This window comes from Stenotrophomonas cyclobalanopsidis (assembly GCF_008710035.1).
Lineage (GTDB): Bacteria > Pseudomonadota > Gammaproteobacteria > Xanthomonadales > Xanthomonadaceae > Stenotrophomonas > Stenotrophomonas cyclobalanopsidis.
The window spans coordinates 1-17,567 of the sequence record NZ_VYKI01000015.1; the positions used below are offsets into that span (position 1 = coordinate 1).

Genomic DNA, 17,567 nt, shown 5'->3' on the forward strand with positions numbered 1-17,567 from the left:
CAGAAAACTGGCCAGGATTGCGTGGGGCGTATTCAAGAGTGGCAAGGAATTCGACCCAGCCATGCTGAAGGTAGGCCAAGCCTGCTTCCAACAGGCTTGACCACGAACATAGGATCTCGGCTCTACAGGGGGCGGGCGACTTACCGCGCGCCCGGCGCGAAGCGCGCCACCAGGTCCCAGGCATCGCCCAGGAACATCTGCCGCACGCGGGTGATCGGCTGGTCGCCACGCCAGGTCAGGCGCTCGATCACCAGGCAGGCGGTCCCCGGCTTCACGTCCAGCAGTTTGGCCGAGGCGGCGTCCGCGCCCCAGGCGCTGATGCGGTGCTGGGCGCGGGTCCAGGACACGTTCTGCAGCAGCCAGCTGCCCGGGGCGGTGGTGCTGAAGTCAATCTCCAGCACCTCGGGCACCCCAACCGGGCTGATCAGGCGGTGCTCCAGTGCCAGCGGCCGGCCATCGGCGAGGTGCAGGCAGCGCATCGCCAGCAACGGCTCGCTGCCGGCCAGTTCAACTTCGCCGGCATTGCCGGGCTCGGCCAGGCGCAGGTCGCGCTGCAGCAGCTGGTAGGCGTACTGGTGGCCGCGCGAGCCGACTTCCATGGCGATATCGGGAATCTCCAGCGCCACCTGTTCCAGGTGCGGGGGCTGACGTGCCACGAAGGAACCGGCGCGGCGGCGGCGTTCGATCATGCCGCTCTCGGCCAGCGCGGTCAGCACCTTGTTCACCGTCATCCGCGAGCAGCCGTACTGCTCCATCAGCTCGTGCTCGTACGGGATGCGGAAACCCGGCGCCCACTCTCCACTGAGGATGCGGCTTTCCAGATCGCTGCGGATACGCTGGTTGAGCGTGGCGGACTTGCTGGCCTTCACGGGTGTGGGGGTCTCGATGAGGATCTCGACAAGCAGGGAGGCGGTCAGCCCAGCACGCCACGCAGGGCAGCGGCGAAGGCGGTGGTGATGGCCTCGCGCTGCAGGTGGCGGCCGTCGGCCACGACCTGGCGGCCATGGCGCCAGACCGAACGCAGCGCGCCATTACGTGCAGCGAAGACCCAGCTATCAAGCCATGCGTCATTCTGTCGCGCCTGCAACGCCGGGTGTGCCGGGTCCAGTTCGAGCAGATCGGCGCTGGCCCCGACCTGCAGGCCAGCGGCCACGCCCAGCGCCTGCGCGCCGCCCTGCAGTGCGCCTTCGAACAGGAAACGGCCGCTGCTGCGGGTGGCATCCGGGGCGAGTACGTTGCGCCCGCGCAGCGCCAGGCGCTGGCCGTACTCGAGCAGGCGCAGTTCCTCGGCGGCGTCGATCAGCACGTTGGAATCCGAGCCGACACCGAAGCGGCCGCCCTCGCGCGCGAACACCTGCATCGGGAACAGGCCATCGCCGAGGTTGGCCTCGGTGATCGGGCACAGGCCGGCCACGGCCTGGCTGGCCACGATCCGCGCACGTTCGGCATCGGTGATGTGGGTGGCATGCACCAGGCACCAGCGCTCATCGACGGCAGCGTTTTCGTACAGCCACTGCACCGGCCGCTGGCCGCTCCAGGCCAGGCAGGCCTCAACCTCGCGCACCTGCTCGGCGATGTGGATGTGCACCGGGCCGGTGGTCAGCGGCAGCAGGGCATCCAGTTCCTCGCCGGTGACCGCGCGCAGGCTGTGCGGGGCAATGCCCAGCACCGCGTCGGGCAGCGTGGCCAGGGCGGTCTTCGCCCCTTCCAGCAGCCGCGCGAACCCGTCCACATCGTGGATCAGCCGACGCTGCGCGGGATTGGGCGGTGCGCCACCGAAATCGGCGTGCGCGTAGAACACCGGCAGCAGGGTCAGGCCAATGCCGGTCTGCTCGGCGGCGGCGGCGATGCGCGCGCTCATCTCGGCCGGGTCGGCATGCGGCTGACCATCGGCCTGGTGGTGGAGGTAATGGAACTCGCCGACGCGGGTGAAGCCGCTTTCCAGCATTTCCATGTAGGCCTGGGCGGCGATGGCCTGCACTGCCTCGGGGCGCAGGTGGGCCAGGAAGCGGTACATCAACTCGCGCCAGCTCCAGAAGCTGTCACCGTCGCCGCCACCGATCTCGGTCAGGCCGGCCATGCCGCGCTGGAACGCGTGGCTGTGCAGGTTGGGCAGGCCCGGCAGCAGCAGGCCAACGCAGGTGTCACCGTCCTGCGCGCCCTGCTCCGTTTCAATGCGGGCGATGCGGCCGCCCTGCACCTGCAGGCGCACGTCGCGCGCCCAGCCCTCGGCCAGCAGGGCGTGGGCGGCATGGAAACAGTGCGGGGAACGCGAATCGGACATAGCTGGACAACCCGAAATGGACGCCTATATTGTATAGACATATAAGCACAGCCGCGTTGTGGATGCCATGCACGTCGATACCCTCTGGTCCAACGTCCACCTGATGACCCTCGATGGCGAGGGCCTGGGTGTCATCGCCGATGGCGTGTTGGCCTGCGCCGAGGGCCGCATCGTTCATGTCGGCCCGGCCGGCAGCGATGCGCAGCTGCAGCCGACCACCCGCATCGATGGCGAAGGCCGCTGGATCTCGCCGGGCCTGGTCGACTGCCACACCCACCTGGTCTATGCCGGCAACCGCGCCAACGAATTCGAGCAGCGCCTGCAGGGCGTCAGCTACGCCGACATCGCCCGCGCCGGCGGCGGCATCGTCTCCACCGTGCGCGCCACCCGCGCCGCCTCGCCGCAACAGCTGGCCGACGAAAGCCGCCCGCGCCTGTTGGCGATGCGCGCCGAAGGGATGACCACGGTCGAGATCAAATCCGGCTACGGCCTGACCCTGGACGACGAGCGCAAGCAGTTGCAGGTGGCCCGCGCGCTGGGCGAGGAATGTCGGGTGAACGTGGTGCCGACCTTCCTCGGCGCGCATGCGGTACCACCGGGGCGCGAGGCGCAGGAGTACACCGACGAGGTGTGCACGGTGATGATTCCGGCCATCGCCGCCGACGGCCTGGCCGAAGCGGTGGACGTGTTCTGCGAGAACATCGCGTTTTCGCCCGCGCAGGCGCGCCAGGTCTTCGAAGCCGCACGTGCCAACGGCTTGGCGGTGAAGATCCACGCCGAGCAGATGAGCAACCAGCATGGCGCCGAACTGGCCGCCAGCTTCGGCGCGCTGTCGGCCGACCATATCGAGCACCTGGACGATGCCGGCATCGCCGCGATGGCGGCGGCTGGCACCGTGGCCGTGCTGCTGCCCGGCGCCTTCTATTTCACCCGCGATACCACCCTGCCCCCGATCGCCGCGCTGCGTGCGGCCGGCGTGCCGCTGGCCCTGGCTACCGACAGCAACCCCGGCACCTCGCCGCTGACCAGCCCGCTGCTGGCGATGAACATGGGCGCGACCCTGTTCCGCCTGACCGTGGACGAATGCATCGCCGGCTTCACCCGTGAGGCGGCGCGCGCGCTGGGCCGCAGCGAGCGCATCGGCCGCCTGGCGGTGGGCCTGGACTGCGACCTGGCGATCTGGGACATCGACGCGCCTGCCGACCTGGTCTATCGCATGGGATTCAACCCGCTGCACGCGCGCGTGGTGCGCGGGCAGCCCGACCTGCCTGCTTTCTGGAGCAACACATGAGCAACACCCTGGTTCTTCGCCCCGGCCACGTCGCCCTCGCCCAGTGGCGACAGGTCTACCGCGGCGCGCCGCTTGCACTGGACCCGGCGGCGCTGCCAGTCGTGCGCGCCAGCGCCGCCGCGGTGGCCGCCATCGTCGCCAAGGGCGCGCCGGTGTATGGCATCAATACCGGCTTCGGCAAGCTGGCCAGCGTGCGCATCGAGCGCGAAGACCTGGCCACCTTGCAGCGGAACATCGTGCTCTCGCATGCCGCTGGCGTGGGCGAGCCGATGCCGGCCAGCGTGGTGCGTCTGATGATAGCGCTGAAGCTGGTCAGCCTGGCGCAGGGCGCTTCGGGCGTGCGCGAGGAAACCCTGCTGCTGCTGGAAGCGATGCTGGTGAAGGGCGTGCTGCCGGTGGTGCCGGCGCAGGGCTCGGTCGGCGCGTCGGGTGACCTGGCACCGCTTTCGCACCTGGCCAGCGTGATGCTGGGCGTGGGCGAGGCCTTCATCGGCGAGGAGCGTCTGCCGGCGATGGACGCCCTCGCTCGCGCCGGCCTGCAGCCGGTGGAACTGGACGCGAAGGAAGGCCTGGCCCTGCTAAACGGCACCCAGTTCTCCACCGCCTATGCGCTGGCCGGTCTGTTCGAGATCGAAACCGTGTTCCAGGCTGCGCTGGTGACCGGCGCGCTGTCGGTGGAAGCCGCCAAGGGTTCGGACACGCCGTTCGATCCACGCATCCATGCCATCCGTGGCCAGCGCGGGCAGATCGCCACTGCGGCCACGCTGCGCTCGCTGATGCAGGGCTCGGACATCCGCGAATCGCACCGCGACAACGATGTGCGCGTGCAGGACCCGTACTGCCTGCGCTGCCAGCCGCAGGTGATGGGTGCCGCGCTGGACATCCTGCGCCAGGCCGCGACCACGCTGGAAATCGAAACCAACGGGGTTTCCGACAATCCGCTGGTGTTCACCGATACCGGCGAGGCACTGTCCGGCGGCAACTTCCACGCCGAGCCGGTGGCCTTCGCCGCCGACATGCTGGCGATGGCCGTGTGCGAGATCGGTTCGATCAGCGAGCGCCGCCTGGCGATGCTGGTCGACCCGGCGCTGTCCGGCCTGCCCGCCTTCCTGACCCCGCGCCCCGGCCTGAATTCCGGCTTCATGATTCCGCAGGTGACCGCCGCCGCGCTGGTCTCTGAAAACAAGCAGCGCGCCTACCCGGCCAGCGTCGATTCGATCCCGACCTCGGCCAACCAGGAAGACCATGTCTCGATGGCCGCACACGGCGCGCGCCGCCTGATGCAGATGGCCGAGAACGCGGCCAACGTGATCGGCATCGAGCTGCTGGCCGCCGCGCAGGGCTGCGATTTCCATGCGCCGCTGCGCTCCAGTGCCGCCCTGGAAACCGTGCGTGCCACCCTGCGCGCGCAGGTGCCGACGCTGGAAGAAGACCGCTACTTCCATCCAGACATGGTGGTCGCCACGAACCTGGTGCGCAGCGGCGCGCTGGCGCAGGGCCTGGGTGAGCTGCTGCCGACCGTGGAGCCGCAGGCATGAATGCCCGGCCCGAATGGCTGACGTTGCACGAGGGCGATGCCCCGTTGATCGTCAGCTTCCCGCACACCGGCAGCGAGCTGCCGCACGAGCTGATGGGCGATTACCACTCGCCGTGGCTGGCGCGCCGCGATGCCGACTGGTGGGTGCAAGAACTCTACGACTTCGTACGCGGCATGGGCGCGACCACCGTGCGCTCGGCGATCTCGCGCTCGGTGATCGACCTCAACCGCGACCCGTGTGGCGTATCGCTGTACCCGGGCCAGAACACCACCGGCCTGTGCCCGCTGACCACCTTCGACAACCAGCCGCTGTACCACACCGGCCGCGAGCCGGATGAGGCGGAAATCGCGCGCCGCCGCGACACGTATTTCGCGCCCTACCACGATGCGCTGGCGGCGCAGATCGCACGCCTGCGTGCGCGCCACGGCACGGTGGTGGTCTATGACGCGCATTCGATCCGCTCGCATATTCCGCACCTGTTCGACGGCGAACTGCCGCAGTTCAACCTGGGCACGGCCGGTCCATCCGGAACACCGGACACCTCCTGCGACAACGCGCTGAGCGATGTCGTGGAGAACCTGCTGAGAATCAGCGGCATGAGCCAGGTGCGCAACGGCCGTTTCAAGGGTGGCTGGATCACCCGCCACTACAGCGACATCCCCGGCGGCGTGCACACGCTGCAGATGGAACTGGCCTGCCGTGGCTACATGCACGAACCCCTTCCCGACCAGGTGGACGAGCACAGCTGGCCCACCCCACTCGACCCCGAACACGCCGCACCGCTGCGCCACACGCTGGCGCAGGTGCTCACTGCCTGCCTTGAATTCGCTACGAACCGGAGCGCCGCATGACCCACAACGACCCCAGCCGCACCATCATCGCGCCCACCGGCACCACGCTGAACGCCAAGAGCTGGCTGACCGAAGCGCCGCTGCGCATGCTGATGAACAACCTGCACCCGGACGTGGCCGAGCGCCCGCAGGAACTGGTGGTGTACGGTGGCATCGGCCGCGCCGCGCGCGACTGGGAAAGCTTCGATGCCATCGTCGAAACACTCAAGCGGCTGGACGATGACCAGACCCTGCTGGTGCAGTCGGGCAAGCCGGTGGGCGTGTTCCGCACCCATGCCGATGCTCCGCGCGTGCTGATCGCCAATTCCAACCTGGTGCCGCGCTGGGCCAACTGGGACCACTTCAACGAGCTGGATAGGAAGGGCCTGGCCATGTACGGCCAGATGACTGCTGGCAGCTGGATCTACATCGGCGCGCAGGGCATCGTGCAGGGCACCTACGAGACCTTCGTGGAAATGGGCCGCCAGCATTTCGGTGGCGACCTGACCGGCAAGTGGCTGTTCACCGGCGGCCTGGGCGGCATGGGTGGCGCGCAGCCGCTGGCCGCGGTGATGGCCGGCGCCTCGTGCCTGGGCGTCGAATGCCGCAAAAGCAGCATCGACATGCGCCTGCGCACCGGATACCTGGACACCTGGACCGACAACCTGGATGAAGCACTGCGGCTGATCGATGAAGCCTGCAAGGCGGGCACGCCGAAATCGGTGGGCCTGCTGGGCAACGTGGCCGACGTGCTGGCCGAGCTGCTGGAACGCGGCATCAAGCCGGACCTGCTGACCGACCAGACCTCGGCGCACGATCCGGTGAACGGCTACCTGCCGCAGGGCTGGACGGTCGAGCAGTGGGACGAGAAGCGTGTTTCCGCACCGAAGGACGTGGAAAAGGCCGCACGCGCGTCGATGGCCAACCACACCCGCGCCATGCTCGGCTTCCACGCACTGGGCGTGCCGACCGTGGATTACGGCAACAACCTGCGGCAGATGGCACTGGAAGAAGGCGTGGCCAATGCCTTCGACTTCCCCGGTTTCGTGCCGGCCTACATCCGCCCGCTGTTCTGCCGCGGCATCGGCCCGTTCCGCTGGGCCGCGCTGAGCGGCGACCCGGAGGACATCGCCAGGACCGATGCCAAGGTGAAGGAACTGATCCCGGACAACCCGCACCTGCACCGCTGGCTGGACATGGCCGCCGAGAAGATCAAATTCCAGGGCCTGCCGGCGCGCATCTGCTGGGTGGGTCTGGGCGATCGTGATCGACTGGGCCTGGCCTTCAACGAGATGGTGGCCAATGGTGAACTGAAGGCGCCGGTGGTGATCGGCCGCGATCATCTGGACAGTGGCAGCGTGGCCTCGCCGAACCGCGAGACCGAAGCGATGGCCGACGGTTCCGATGCGGTGTCCGACTGGCCGCTGCTGAACGCCCTGCTCAACACCGCCAGCGGCGCGACCTGGGTGTCGCTGCACCACGGTGGCGGCGTGGGCATGGGCTTCTCGCAGCACGCCGGCATGGTGATTGTCTGCGATGGGACCGAGGCGGCGGCGAAGCGCATTGCGCGCGTGCTGTGGAACGACCCGGCCACCGGTGTGATGCGCCATGCCGATGCCGGGTATGAGATCGCGGTGGAGTGCGCGAAGGAAAAGGGGCTGGATCTGCCGGGGATTCTGGGCTGATCGAGCAGGCTTCTGTAGAGCCGAGCCCATGCTCGGCTTGATCCTGCCGGCGGCGTGATGCGTAGTCCGAAAGCAGCCGAGCATGGGCTCGGCTCTACATGTGCACCAGCCCCCATACGCCACTGATGGGTGACGTTTTACCCGCGACCTGTTAACTTGCGCGCCACTTTAGTGGTTTACAGCCCGTCCGCATGTCGCTTTCGTCTTATCGCCCCACCCCGTCGCTGCTGTTCCTGGCCGTCGCCCTCGGCCTTGCCACCACCGCACAGGCCGCCCCGCAGGCCACCACGCTGGACGCGGTGCAGGTTACTGCCGCCGATGCCAGCGCCCAGGCCCGCGAGGCGCTCAAGCGCGTTCCCGGCGCCAGCAACATCATTGACGTCGCCAAGGCCGACAGCCGCCTGTCCAGCAGCGCCGATGTACTGGCCTACCAGCCCGGCATCAGCGCGCAGTCGCCGGGCAACGAGGGCACCAAGGTGTCGATCCGCGGCTCAGGCATCAACCGTGGGCCGGGCGCGCATGCCTCAGGCATTGCCGTGTCCCTCGATGGCCTGCCGCTGACCGGACCGGGCGGCACGCCCTACGAACTGCTGGAACCGCTGTGGCTGTCGCGCGTGGAAGTGCTGCGCGGCGCCAATGGCTTCGAGCGCGGCGCGTTGGCGCTGGGCGGTGCCATCGACTACGTCAGCCGCAGCGGCCGCGATTCGTCCGGCGTGCAGCTGCACTACGAAGCCGGCAGCCGCGGCTACCAGAAGCGCGGGATCAGCTGGGGCGGTGTCAGTGGCGATGTCGACTACTTCCTGGCCTACACCGACAGCGAGTTCGACGGCTACCAGCGCCACGCGCGCGGCGACGGCAAGGGCGCGATGGCCAACATCGGCTGGCAGATCAGCCCGGACCTGCAGACGCGCTTCTTCGTGCGCTACCGCGAGACCAATCACGAAACGCCCGGGCGCCTGACCCGCGACCAGATCCGCAACGACCCGCGCGCGGCCAACCCGGCCAACCTCGCCATCGACGCGCGCCGCCCGCAGCCGGGCAGCACCTGGATCGGCAACATGACCACGCTGCAGATCGACGAGGATTCTTCGCTGCAGGCCGGGCTGGTCTACCACACGTACCCGATGGACCTGGGCGAGAGCCTGTACCGCCAGCAGCTGGACTACGCCGACCTCAACGCTGCGCTTGACTACCGCCGCCGCCATCCGCTGTTCGGCCTGGACAGCGAAACCACCGTGGGCCTGCGCGTGACCCACGATCTGGATGCCAACGTGCGCGAGTCGCTGCGCTTTGCCAGCAACGGCTACGCGGCCGGCACGCACACGCGTGATTTCCGCCATCTCGGCACCCAGAGCACGCTGCACATCGGCAACAGCCTGGCCGTGAATGATCGCCTGCGCGTGCAGACCGGCCTGGCGCTGATCAACACCCGCAGCGATGTGCGGGTGACCTGGCCCACCAGCGGTGGCCGCCTGCGCGACCACGACTGGGATTACGCGCCGCGCCTGGGCTTCACCTGGCAGCACAGTGCGCAGACGCAGTGGTTCGGCAACCTCAGCCGCTCGGTGGAAGCGCCGCACCCGTGGTCGATGATCTGGGGTTCGAACCAGTTCTTCGGCGCCGGCAACGGCCCGTCGACCGGCCGCCAGAGCACGCCGGTGGCGATGCGGAACCAGACCGCCACCACGATGGAGGTGGGCGCGCGTGGCGAAACTGCGCTGGGCCGCTGGGAACTGACCGGCTACTACGCGCACGTGAACCACGAACTGCTGAGCGTCGAACTACAGCCGGTGCCGAACCTGTTCGTGGCCGAGAACAACGCCAGCCCCACCGTGCACCGTGGCATCGAGGCCGGCCTGGACAGCACGCTGTGGCAGGGTGTGCCGGGCCGCCTGTCGCTGCGCCAGGCCTACACCTTGAGCGATTTCCGCTACCGCCACGACGCGCGCTTCGGCAGCAACCGCCTGCCCGGACTGCCGCAGCACAGCTACCAGGCCGAACTGCGCTTCGACCATGCTTCGGGCCTGTACGCCGCACTGAACACCGAATACGCCTCCCGCATCGCGGTGGATTATGCCAACAGCTACTGGGCCGACAGCCACGTGATCTTCGGCAGCCGCATCGGCTACGACGCGCCGGGTGGCCGCTGGCAGGCCTGGGCGGAGATGCGCAACATCGGCAACCGCCACTACGCGGCCACGGTCACGCCGGGCTACAACGACGCCGGCAAGGATGTCGCGCGCTCGACGCCGGGCGAAGGCCGCGGCGTGTACGCAGGGGTACGCTGGCGCTTTGATTGAGCGCCAGCGTGGAAATGCCGGGCATGCCCGGCGCTTCCTCAGGCGATGCGCCAGCGTGGCAGCTGCTCGCTGCGCTTCCAGATGAGCGGGGCCGCCGCGATCAGCAGCAGGGCCATCAGCCAGCGTGGCGAGGTGGTCAGCAGGCCATCGACCCAGCCTGCGGTGACCAGCGACGGCACCTCCTGCCAGGGGCTGTAGCCCAGGTAGAGCACGCTGCCGGCGCGCCACACGAACACCAGGCCCATCGCCGCGAGGAACAAGGCCGTGCTGCGGCAGGTCCAGCGCTGCGAGGGCGTTCCCCACTCCCGGGACACGGCGAACAGCACGCCGATGATCAGCGTGGCCATCAAGGCCACCAGGCCGATATCGACCTTGCGGCCGATGCGTTCGTACGTGCACGCACGGCACGTTGCTTCCTCGGTGGCGGCAGCAACTTCAGCGACCGGCTCGCTCGTCGGCGACGGTGCCTGTGCCGTTGCGCTGAACGACATCACCAGCGCGAGCATCGCACCGGACATCCAGCGCACCAGTTTTTTCCTGCATGCAGCCACATCCATGAGCTTCTCCATTGCAATGAAGTTCCTTCCTGTGCGGGCCACTCAGTGCCCAGCACCCCTTTTCGCCCCCCTACAACGCTTGTGCCACCTCCATCAGGCTGACCGGCTTCGGCGCCAGACGTTGCGCCTCCCCGAACCGCCCATGCCCCGCGTGCGGCGGCACGGGTCGCCAGTCAGCTACGGTATACCAGCGCCAGCGGATCCAGAGCGACATCAGCGCCATCTGCAGGCGCGGCCATCCGTGGTACTGCAGCTGCCTACGCGCGCGGACGACTTCACTGCTGCGTGTCATCGGCAGCTTCAACGGCTCGCGGTTGAAGCGCTTGGTCTGATTCATGCCGTGCGCGCCTTGGTCACTGCTTCCAGGCGATGGCCGTCGGGGTCCACCACAAAGGCTGCGTAATAGGTTTCGCCGTAATCGGGGCGCAGGCCAGGAGCCCCATTGTCGCCACCACCGTTGGCCAGGGCCGCTGCATGGAAGGCATCGACGGCCGCTGCAGCATCGGCGGCGAACGCCAGATGGAACCCCGGCCCCGGTGGCACGGCGTCGTCCCGCAGCTTCAGGCACAACGCATCTTCGTCATCCACCAGGCCGTAGCCGATCGCGGTCTCCTCGTCGAAAACGCGGCGATAGCCGAGCGCGGCGAGCACCGCATCATAGAAGCGGCCCGCGACATCCAGATCCCGGACGCCGAGGGAAAGGTGGTGCAGCATGCGGACATCCTTGCCGGGCACGCGTGGGTGCGTTCGGGTCGATTCTAGCGTGTGGGCGGCGCGGCTGCCTTCAGCAGCTGGGCGGCCACCTGGTCGAACGGCGCGATGTCCTGCAGCGCGCGACTCATGGCCACCGCACCTTCCACGCTGGCGATGACCAGGCTGGCCAGTGCGGCCGCCTGCTCCAGTGCATGGCCGTCGGCCACGAAGGCCTGGGCCAGATGTCCTTGCCAGCGCGCGAACACCTCGGCCGCTGCCGCGCGTGGCTGGCTCGCGACCGCTTCGACCGGTTCTTCCACCGCCGCGGCCAGCACCGGGCAGCCGGCGCGGAACTGCGTGCGCAGCAGGCGCTCGCGCCACACCGCCAGGAACTGCTGCAGGCCCTGCACCGCGCCGCCACGCAGCAGCTCCACCAGCAGGGCTTCCACCTTGTCGCCGGCCATCTGCGTGGCGCGGGCCAGCAGCTCCTGCTTGCCGCCCGGGAAATGGTGGTAGGTCGAGCCAAGCGGCGCCTCGGCCAGCTTGGTCACCTCTCGGATGCTGGTCGCATTGAGCCCGACCCGCGCCAGCATCTGGGCGGCGGCATCAATCACACGCTGGGGGGCCTCGGACGCTCGCGGGCTCATGCCGCTCACCTTGCTAGGACAGTCGTCATAGATTAGCGTATCGCCCGTCCTATAACAGTCGTCATAGTCATGAATCTCTGGTTCCGCCTGCTCCACCTGCTGCTGTGCAGCCTGTTCCGGCCGAAGCTGGACGCCCCGTTCGGGGTCTCACGGCTGCCGTTCCGGGTGCTGCCCAACGATCTGGACAGCAACCTGCACATGACCAACGGCCGCTACTGGAACATCTTCGACCTGGGCCGGCTGGACCTGATCCTGCGCATGGGCCTGGGCAAGGTGGCGCTGCGCGAGAAGTGGGCGCCCATCGTAGGTGCGGGCACCATCCAGTTCCGCCGCGAACTCAAGCCGTTCCAGCAGTTCACCCTGGAAACGCGGCTGGCCGGATGGGTCGGTACGCGCATCATCATGGAACAGCGCGTGCTGGTCGGGCCGGAGCAGAAAGTCGCCACCCGCGCGCTGCTGGTCACCGGCATCTACGACCGCCGCGCGCGCAGCTTCGTCGGCATGGAGCGGATGATGGCGGCCATTGGCTGCGATACGCCGCCCTCGCCACCGCTGAGTGCGGCCGCGCAGGCGCTGCTGGCGGCGGATACGGCGCTGAAGCGCGACGACGACTGAGCAGAGGCTTCAGAGCGCCTTCTTCAGCACTTCCTGCAGGCGGCGCTTGTGCGCTTCCACCGCCTTCCAGTTCCAGTCGCAGACTGGCGGCACCTCCAGCGCGCCGCGCTCGCGGGCCAGTGCGGCGCGCTCGGTGAGGGCCTGCACTTTCGCAGCGACGTTCGCATCGATGGCCATCGGCAGCAGGATCGAAATCATCCCCCAGCCGGACACCATGGCGCGCGCGGAGTCACCGCGCCCACTGTCGAACGGGCGCACGCGTACGGCGCCGCCCATGTCGGCGTACTGCACGCCGATCAGCAGCTTGCCACCCGAGACCCACTGCAATGCCCTGCCGTGCTCGCACAGCGCCTCGGCAGAATCGTAGCGGCGCGGCTGCGCGCCCGCGCTTGAATAGAGTTCGGTGACCAGCACCGGGCTGCGCTTGAACACGGCGCGCGCCACGGTCTCGACCACTTTGTTGGAGACAGCGGCCATCGTGCACCTGCGGTAAGCGCCTGCGAAGCGCTCAGCGGCGCGACGCTGGAACCGCCCCCAGCGCGCGTGCAATGGCCGCTTCAGCCAGCGGCGCCATCACCGCGTACCCCGCCGCGGTGGGATGGACGCCGTCAAAGGCCAGCGACCGGTCAATTCCGCCTGCTGTATTGGTCAGCGCGCTGTAGTAATCCAGATACACGACTCCCTTCGCGGCAGCGTAGCGCTCAAGCGCAACGTTCAATGAACGCACCTTGGGTGCGGGTGAGGTGCCGGGCAGCCAAGGGTAATCACTCACGGGCAGCACCGAGGCAAGGACCACGCCAATGCCGTGCGCCCGGGCGAGGTCCACCATCGCATGCAGGTTGTCTTCGATCATGGACTGCGTGGCCAGACCGGTATTGCCCGCCAGGTCATTGGTTCCTGCCAGAATCACCACGACCTCGGGCTTGAGGGCAATGACATCCTGACTGAACCGCAGCAGCAACTGCGGCGACGTCTGCCCGCCAATACCGCGGTTGATATATCGCTTGCCTGGGAAGAACGTACTGGGGTCTTTTTCGCCCCAGTTCTGAGTGATCGAATCGCCATAGAACACGATCCGGGGAATACCTGGCTGCTTGGCTGGCAGGCGCGCGTTCGCCTCGCGATAGCGGCTGAGCTCCGGCCAGTCGGCAAGCCGCTGCTGCATGCCTGTAACTTCTTGAGGCGTGATTGCCGAGGCAGGCGTGGTCAGCAACGGGTTGATCGCAACGGTGCCCGTCTGCGCATGCGCGTGCAGTGTGCAAAAAGCGGCGAAGGCTGCGATGCAGCTGCGGATCAGAATCGTGCGAGAACTCATGTGTTTTCCAGTAAGAATTGACTGATTTCGCGCCGCAGATCAAGGTCGTCGGTCTGCCGCGCGGCTTCGTCGGCGAGCAGCGCGAACTCGTAACCGCGCTCGGTCTCGCCCTGGTCGATGTGGCGCCGTGCCAGTTCCAGGCAGATCGACGCTTCACCTTCGATCACGCCCAACTGGCGCGCCTGGGTCAGCGCGCGCTCGTAGTAGCCGATGGCCACGCCGCTGTCGCTGGTGAAGTCACCCAGGGTTTCCCACAGGAAAGGATGGTCGCGGCCTTCCACCGCCATCGCATCGCAGTACTGCCGCAGTTCGTCGTGCAGCCGCCACTGGCTGCGGGTATCGCCGTGGGTGCTGGCATTGGCCATTTCGACCGCCACGCCCAGTACGTGCTCGTACACGTCCTGTGGAATTTCCATGGGAACCTCCTGCCGCTTGTCTGTTGCACGGTCAGGCTAGCACGGCCGGGTGGTGATTCAATCACGTATGGCGTGGATCTATCGGGGGCCGTGCGAGGGCGGTACGTCCTGCGCGCCCCACTGCTCGTTCTTCGTGCTGCCCAGCTCGAAGTCCAGCGTGCCGCCACGCTGCACGAAGCTTGCCGGCAACCAGCTCGCGTTGCTGGCCTTGCCATCCACCTGCAGCGACTGCACGTACGGCGCATCCATCGCTGCGCCGCGTGCACGCACCACGATCTTCGCGCCCGGGCGGGTGATCACTGCTTCGGTGAACAGCGGGCTGCCGATCACCAGGTCCGCGCGGCCCGGGTACACCGGGTACAGGCCCAGCGCCGACCACACGTACCACGAGGACATCTGGCCAAGGTCATCATTGCCAGGCATGCCTTCGGGCGTGTTTGTCCAGATCTGTCGCATCGCCTGGCGCACGGTTTCCTGGGTCTTCCACGGCTGGCCGAGGAAGTTGTACAGCCACGGCGCGGCGATGGACGGTTCGTTGTCCAGTTCGGCGTGCAGCGGGCCGGACTTGGTCACTGCCCACGCACCATCCGGCTTGCGGAAGAACGCATCGAGACGCGCGATGCTGGCTTCGCGGCCCCCCAGCGCCTCGAACAGGCCGGCCGGATCGAACGGCACCATCCACAGGTACTGCGCGCCACTGCCTTCTACAAAACCCTCGTCGGCGGCCGGATCAAACGCCGGCCAGCTGCCATCAGCATTGCGCGGCTGGATGTAGCCCTGCTGCGCGGTGGCCTTCGGGTTGTAGAGGTTGCGCCACCAGCCGGAACGCTCACGGAACTGCTTTGCACCCTGCGCATCGCCGGCGGCGAGGGCCAGCTCGGACAGGCCGAAATCGGCGCTGACCATTTCCAGCGTGTCGGCCGCACTGCCCCAGCCCGGCGCGCCTTCCGGCATGTACTTCAGGGCCAGCCACTGGTCCAGGCCCGGGCGCTGGCCCACGCACAGCACCGGGCAACCGCGCTTGTCCAGATCACGCGCGGTGGGCACGGTCGCTGCTTTCTTCAGCGATGCGTAGGCGCGCTGCAGGTCGAAGCTGCGGCCGCCGAATGCATGGATGGCCGCCACCGACGGCGGCGACGGATCTCCGTTCATCACACCGGTGGCGCCGGTGATGTGGGTCCAGCGATCCCAGACGCCGCCATTCTGCTCGGCCTGGTTGAGCAGCGACTGCGCCACGTCCGAGCCCACCTGCGGCTGCAGCAGGGTCAGCAGCTGCAGCTGCGAGCGGTACACATCCCAGCCCGAGTAGTTGGCGTACTGCGCCTGCTGCCGCTTGGCCAGCGCATGCACCTTGCCGTCCATGCCGCAGTAACGGCCATCGCCATCACTGTGCAGGTTGGGCGCCAGCATGGCGTGGTACAGCGCCGTGTAGAACACGGTGCGCTCGTCGGGCGTGCCGCCCTGCACCCGCACCTGGCCCAGCAGTTCGTTCCACTTCGCGCGGGTGGCCGCCTGCGTGGCCGCCACGCTCGTGCCCTGCGGACTCTCGCGGCGCAGGTTGGCCCGCGCGCCGGCTTCATCGACGTAGGAAATGCCGATGCGCGCGGTCACCTGCGGCGTGCGCTTGGCATCGAAACTGATCCAGCCGCCGGCGCCCTTCCCTGCCGGCGGGTGGCCCTTGCTGCCATAGGTGGTGCCACCGCCGCCTTCGCGCGCGCCGGCCTGCACGGTGTCATCGCGCCAGGTACCGCCCACTTCGAACGGCTGGTCGAACTCGGCGACAAAATGCAGGGTGTAGTAACTCTCGCGGCGGTCCTCGGCGAGGTACCCACAGAAGTTGCCGCTGGTGACCGAACCGCGCACGGTGCGCGTGGCCGGGTCGATGATGATGGTCGAATCGCTGCTGCCCACTTCGCTGTCGGAGGTGCGGAACAGCAGGTTGGCCGGCTTGTCGGCTGGGAACTGGAACTGGCCTACCGCGGTGCGCGCCGTGGCTGCCAGGCTCACGGCCACGCCGTTGTCCAGGGTGAGCGTGTAGGCGCCGGGGCTGGCGTTTTCCTTCGCGTGGTCCAGCAGGCTGGTATAGCGCACGCCGGCATCGGCCGACGACGGCGACAGTTCGACGGGCAGGGTCACCGGCATCAACGGAATATCGCCGCTGGCGCCGGTGCAGCCGGTGCCATTGACGTGGGTCAGGCTGAAACCGCGCACGCCGTTGCTTCGCCACTCATAGCCACCGGGCGCGGCAATCGGAAAACGCTTGCCCGGCAGTGCGGTCATCTCCGGGCTGAAGGCCACCATGCCGAAGGGCACCGTCGGCCCCGGGTAGACGTTGCCGGCGTTGGTGGTGCCGATGAACGGATTGACCTCGGCGGCCAGGTCCTGCGCGGGTGCCCTGGCGGCCAGCAACGGCAGCGGGGACAGGGTCAATACAGCGGAAACGACGACCAGCAACGAACGGGACATCGACAACTCCAGTGGAAGGAGGCACCCACGCGCCTTGAACCACTGAGGGTAGTACGCGCCCGAGCGCGCGGCGACGGGCCGGAGGTCATGGTTGGCGGTACCCGGTCACGATCACAGCAACCCGCCGCGCCCCGATCAGTACAACGTGCCCAGCTTGAACAGCGGCAGGTACGCCGCAAACATGGCCAGCGGGGTCGCCACCATCAGCGTCACGCTGCCGATCAATGCCGACAGTCGCGCCCGCCCTGCCAGCCAGGCGGCAATCACCAGCGGCGGGCCAAGCCAGGCCAGCCCGTAGCTGCCTGCGAAGAACTGGGTGATGACGGGCAAGGACTGGCCGGCTTCGGCAAACTGCTGAGCGAACTGCGGGATCGCAAACCGGCCCAGTGCGGTACAGCCCACCGCAGCGGCGCCGCTGAACAACAGGCCGACCAGCAGCCATCCCCATCCGGTACGTCCCGGTGAAGCGATTCTCATGGCGACGTCCGTGCGTGGTCAGTACGTGCCCTGCACGAACGGCTGCCCCGCCTGCGTGGTGCCGATGATCATCGCCACCGATTGTTCATTCTTGTGGAAGCCCGCCGAGCAGACCGCATCGCGGCCCTGGCCGCATTCGATCTCGGGGAATTCCGGCAACGGGGCCTGCGCTGATTCCGGCGGCATGGCCTGCCAGCCCGCTGCATCAAGCAGGCGCTTGGCCTTGGCATAGGGCATGCCGGCGGTGATGCCCAGCGCGGCCAGTTCATCCGTCATTTCCTGCGCCGACGCGATGGCCGGTGCAATGGCCAGTGACAGGAACACAGCGAGAACGACGGTTTTCATTGAGCGCATCCGTGGGAAACATAAGAGCTGCAGCATTGCCAGCGTAGAGTCGAGGGTTGGGGGCAGGGGGGGGGAAGGAGGGGGGCACGCAGCAGACGGAAAAAGGCG

18 protein-coding genes and 1 pseudogene are annotated in these 17,567 nt (G+C 68.0%); 7 read left to right on the forward strand and 12 right to left on the reverse strand.

The window, feature by feature from the left end; all coding sequences use genetic code 11:
- Nucleotides 1-100: pseudogene (locus FJU31_RS19640) on the forward strand (IS110 family transposase); the annotation flags it as partial.
- Between the two features lie 40 nt (nt 101-140).
- Here FJU31_RS19640 and hutC read toward each other — a convergent pair.
- Complete coding sequence (gene hutC, locus FJU31_RS12360; protein ID WP_150455011.1) at nt 141-869, reverse strand: histidine utilization transcriptional repressor HutC; 729 nt, start codon at nt 867-869, stop codon at nt 141-143.
- A gap of 44 nt (nt 870-913) precedes the next feature.
- On the reverse strand, nt 914-2,284 hold the full coding sequence (locus FJU31_RS12365) for a formimidoylglutamate deiminase (RefSeq protein WP_150455012.1): 1,371 nt from the start codon (nt 2,282-2,284) through the stop codon (nt 914-916).
- Nucleotides 2,285-2,351: 67 nt separating this feature from the next.
- Here FJU31_RS12365 and hutI point away from each other — a divergent pair, with 67 nt between their 5' ends.
- The 5 genes from hutI (at nt 2,352) to FJU31_RS12390 (ending at nt 9,928) form a co-directional block, all read left to right on the forward strand.
- The gene (gene hutI, locus FJU31_RS12370) at nt 2,352-3,575 is read left to right on the forward strand and encodes an imidazolonepropionase (RefSeq protein WP_150455013.1); all 1,224 of its coding nucleotides are present in this window, start codon (nt 2,352-2,354) and stop codon (nt 3,573-3,575) included.
- Nucleotides 3,572-5,113, forward strand: coding sequence for a histidine ammonia-lyase (hutH, locus tag FJU31_RS12375; RefSeq protein WP_150455014.1), 1,542 nt, complete (start codon nt 3,572-3,574; stop codon nt 5,111-5,113). The genes hutI and hutH overlap by 4 nt, the downstream gene beginning before the upstream one ends.
- The gene (gene hutG, locus FJU31_RS12380) at nt 5,110-5,964 is read left to right on the forward strand and encodes an N-formylglutamate deformylase (RefSeq protein WP_150455015.1); all 855 of its coding nucleotides are present in this window, start codon (nt 5,110-5,112) and stop codon (nt 5,962-5,964) included. The genes hutH and hutG overlap by 4 nt, the downstream gene beginning before the upstream one ends.
- Nucleotides 5,961-7,628, forward strand: a complete 1,668-nt coding sequence (hutU, locus tag FJU31_RS12385) for a urocanate hydratase (protein ID WP_150455016.1) — start codon at nt 5,961-5,963, stop codon at nt 7,626-7,628. The genes hutG and hutU overlap by 4 nt, the downstream gene beginning before the upstream one ends.
- 191 nt (nt 7,629-7,819) lie before the next feature.
- Entirely contained in the window at nt 7,820-9,928 is a 2,109-nt protein-coding gene (locus FJU31_RS12390) for a TonB-dependent receptor family protein (protein ID WP_150455017.1), read from the forward strand.
- Nucleotides 9,929-9,966: 38 nt separating this feature from the next.
- Here FJU31_RS12390 and FJU31_RS12395 read toward each other — a convergent pair whose 3' ends face one another.
- The 4 genes from FJU31_RS12395 to FJU31_RS12410 all read right to left on the reverse strand — a co-directional run bounded on the left by FJU31_RS12395 (nt 9,967) and on the right by FJU31_RS12410 (nt 11,825).
- Nucleotides 9,967-10,485 carry a hypothetical protein gene (locus tag FJU31_RS12395; RefSeq protein ID WP_150455018.1) on the reverse strand — a complete coding sequence of 173 codons (519 nt, stop codon included), beginning with the start codon at nt 10,483-10,485 and terminating at the stop codon, nt 9,967-9,969.
- 70 nt (nt 10,486-10,555) lie between these two features.
- Entirely contained in the window at nt 10,556-10,822 is a 267-nt protein-coding gene (locus FJU31_RS12400; protein WP_150455019.1) for a hypothetical protein, read from the reverse strand.
- Nucleotides 10,819-11,199 (reverse strand): VOC family protein, encoded by a 381-nt coding sequence (locus tag FJU31_RS12405; protein WP_150455020.1) that lies wholly within the window; start codon nt 11,197-11,199, stop codon nt 10,819-10,821. Before FJU31_RS12405 ends, FJU31_RS12400 begins: the two co-directional genes overlap by 4 nt.
- A gap of 44 nt (nt 11,200-11,243) precedes the next feature.
- Nucleotides 11,244-11,825: a TetR/AcrR family transcriptional regulator gene (locus FJU31_RS12410; RefSeq protein WP_150455021.1), complete on the reverse strand. Its 582-nt coding sequence runs from the start codon at nt 11,823-11,825 to the stop codon at nt 11,244-11,246.
- 69 nt (nt 11,826-11,894) lie between these two features.
- Between FJU31_RS12410 and FJU31_RS12415 the strand changes: the two genes are divergently transcribed.
- Entirely contained in the window at nt 11,895-12,440 is a 546-nt protein-coding gene (locus tag FJU31_RS12415) for a thioesterase family protein (protein WP_150455022.1), read from the forward strand.
- Nucleotides 12,441-12,449: 9 nt separating this feature from the next.
- Here the strand turns inward: FJU31_RS12415 and FJU31_RS12420 are convergent, their stop codons facing one another.
- From FJU31_RS12420 to FJU31_RS12445, 6 genes are all read right to left on the reverse strand, one after another.
- Nucleotides 12,450-12,917, reverse strand: a complete 468-nt coding sequence (locus FJU31_RS12420; RefSeq protein WP_150455023.1) for a hypothetical protein — start codon at nt 12,915-12,917, stop codon at nt 12,450-12,452.
- 31 nt (nt 12,918-12,948) lie between these two features.
- Entirely contained in the window at nt 12,949-13,755 is an 807-nt protein-coding gene (locus FJU31_RS12425) for an SGNH/GDSL hydrolase family protein (RefSeq protein ID WP_150455024.1), read from the reverse strand.
- The gene (locus tag FJU31_RS12430) at nt 13,752-14,171 is read right to left on the reverse strand and encodes a hypothetical protein (RefSeq protein ID WP_150455025.1); all 420 of its coding nucleotides are present in this window, start codon (nt 14,169-14,171) and stop codon (nt 13,752-13,754) included. Before FJU31_RS12430 ends, FJU31_RS12425 begins: the two co-directional genes overlap by 4 nt.
- Nucleotides 14,172-14,249: 78 nt before the next feature.
- The gene (locus tag FJU31_RS12435; RefSeq protein ID WP_150455026.1) at nt 14,250-16,637 is read right to left on the reverse strand and encodes a GH92 family glycosyl hydrolase; all 2,388 of its coding nucleotides are present in this window, start codon (nt 16,635-16,637) and stop codon (nt 14,250-14,252) included.
- A 135-nt stretch (nt 16,638-16,772) separates the two neighbouring features.
- Complete coding sequence (locus FJU31_RS12440) at nt 16,773-17,114, reverse strand: hypothetical protein (protein WP_150455027.1); 342 nt, start codon at nt 17,112-17,114, stop codon at nt 16,773-16,775.
- An 18-nt stretch (nt 17,115-17,132) separates the two neighbouring features.
- Nucleotides 17,133-17,459, reverse strand: coding sequence for a hypothetical protein (locus tag FJU31_RS12445; RefSeq protein WP_150455028.1), 327 nt, complete (start codon nt 17,457-17,459; stop codon nt 17,133-17,135).
- Between the last annotated feature and the right edge of the window lie 108 nt (nt 17,460-17,567).

What these genes read in the sequence shown, in the direction of transcription:
- FJU31_RS12365 (WP_150455012.1), bottom strand. Translation starts at nt 2,284, where the DNA reads ATGTCCGATTCGCGTTCCCCGCACTGTTTCCATGCCGCCCACGCCCTG.
- hutI (WP_150455013.1), top strand. Translation starts at nt 2,352, where the DNA reads ATGCACGTCGATACCCTCTGGTCCAACGTCCACCTGATGACCCTCGAT.
- hutH (WP_150455014.1), top strand. Translation starts at nt 3,572, where the DNA reads ATGAGCAACACCCTGGTTCTTCGCCCCGGCCACGTCGCCCTCGCCCAG.
- hutG (WP_150455015.1), top strand. Translation starts at nt 5,110, where the DNA reads ATGAATGCCCGGCCCGAATGGCTGACGTTGCACGAGGGCGATGCCCCG.
- hutU (WP_150455016.1), top strand. Translation starts at nt 5,961, where the DNA reads ATGACCCACAACGACCCCAGCCGCACCATCATCGCGCCCACCGGCACC.
- FJU31_RS12390 (WP_150455017.1), top strand. Translation starts at nt 7,820, where the DNA reads ATGTCGCTTTCGTCTTATCGCCCCACCCCGTCGCTGCTGTTCCTGGCC.
- FJU31_RS12395 (WP_150455018.1), bottom strand. Translation starts at nt 10,485, where the DNA reads ATGGATGTGGCTGCATGCAGGAAAAAACTGGTGCGCTGGATGTCCGGT.
- FJU31_RS12400 (WP_150455019.1), bottom strand. Translation starts at nt 10,822, where the DNA reads ATGAATCAGACCAAGCGCTTCAACCGCGAGCCGTTGAAGCTGCCGATG.
- FJU31_RS12405 (WP_150455020.1), bottom strand. Translation starts at nt 11,199, where the DNA reads ATGCTGCACCACCTTTCCCTCGGCGTCCGGGATCTGGATGTCGCGGGC.
- FJU31_RS12410 (WP_150455021.1), bottom strand. Translation starts at nt 11,825, where the DNA reads ATGAGCCCGCGAGCGTCCGAGGCCCCCCAGCGTGTGATTGATGCCGCC.
- FJU31_RS12415 (WP_150455022.1), top strand. Translation starts at nt 11,895, where the DNA reads ATGAATCTCTGGTTCCGCCTGCTCCACCTGCTGCTGTGCAGCCTGTTC.
- FJU31_RS12420 (WP_150455023.1), bottom strand. Translation starts at nt 12,917, where the DNA reads ATGGCCGCTGTCTCCAACAAAGTGGTCGAGACCGTGGCGCGCGCCGTG.
- FJU31_RS12425 (WP_150455024.1), bottom strand. Translation starts at nt 13,755, where the DNA reads ATGAGTTCTCGCACGATTCTGATCCGCAGCTGCATCGCAGCCTTCGCC.
- FJU31_RS12430 (WP_150455025.1), bottom strand. Translation starts at nt 14,171, where the DNA reads ATGGAAATTCCACAGGACGTGTACGAGCACGTACTGGGCGTGGCGGTC.
- FJU31_RS12435 (WP_150455026.1), bottom strand. Translation starts at nt 16,637, where the DNA reads ATGTCCCGTTCGTTGCTGGTCGTCGTTTCCGCTGTATTGACCCTGTCC.
- FJU31_RS12440 (WP_150455027.1), bottom strand. Translation starts at nt 17,114, where the DNA reads ATGAGAATCGCTTCACCGGGACGTACCGGATGGGGATGGCTGCTGGTC.
- FJU31_RS12445 (WP_150455028.1), bottom strand. Translation starts at nt 17,459, where the DNA reads ATGAAAACCGTCGTTCTCGCTGTGTTCCTGTCACTGGCCATTGCACCG.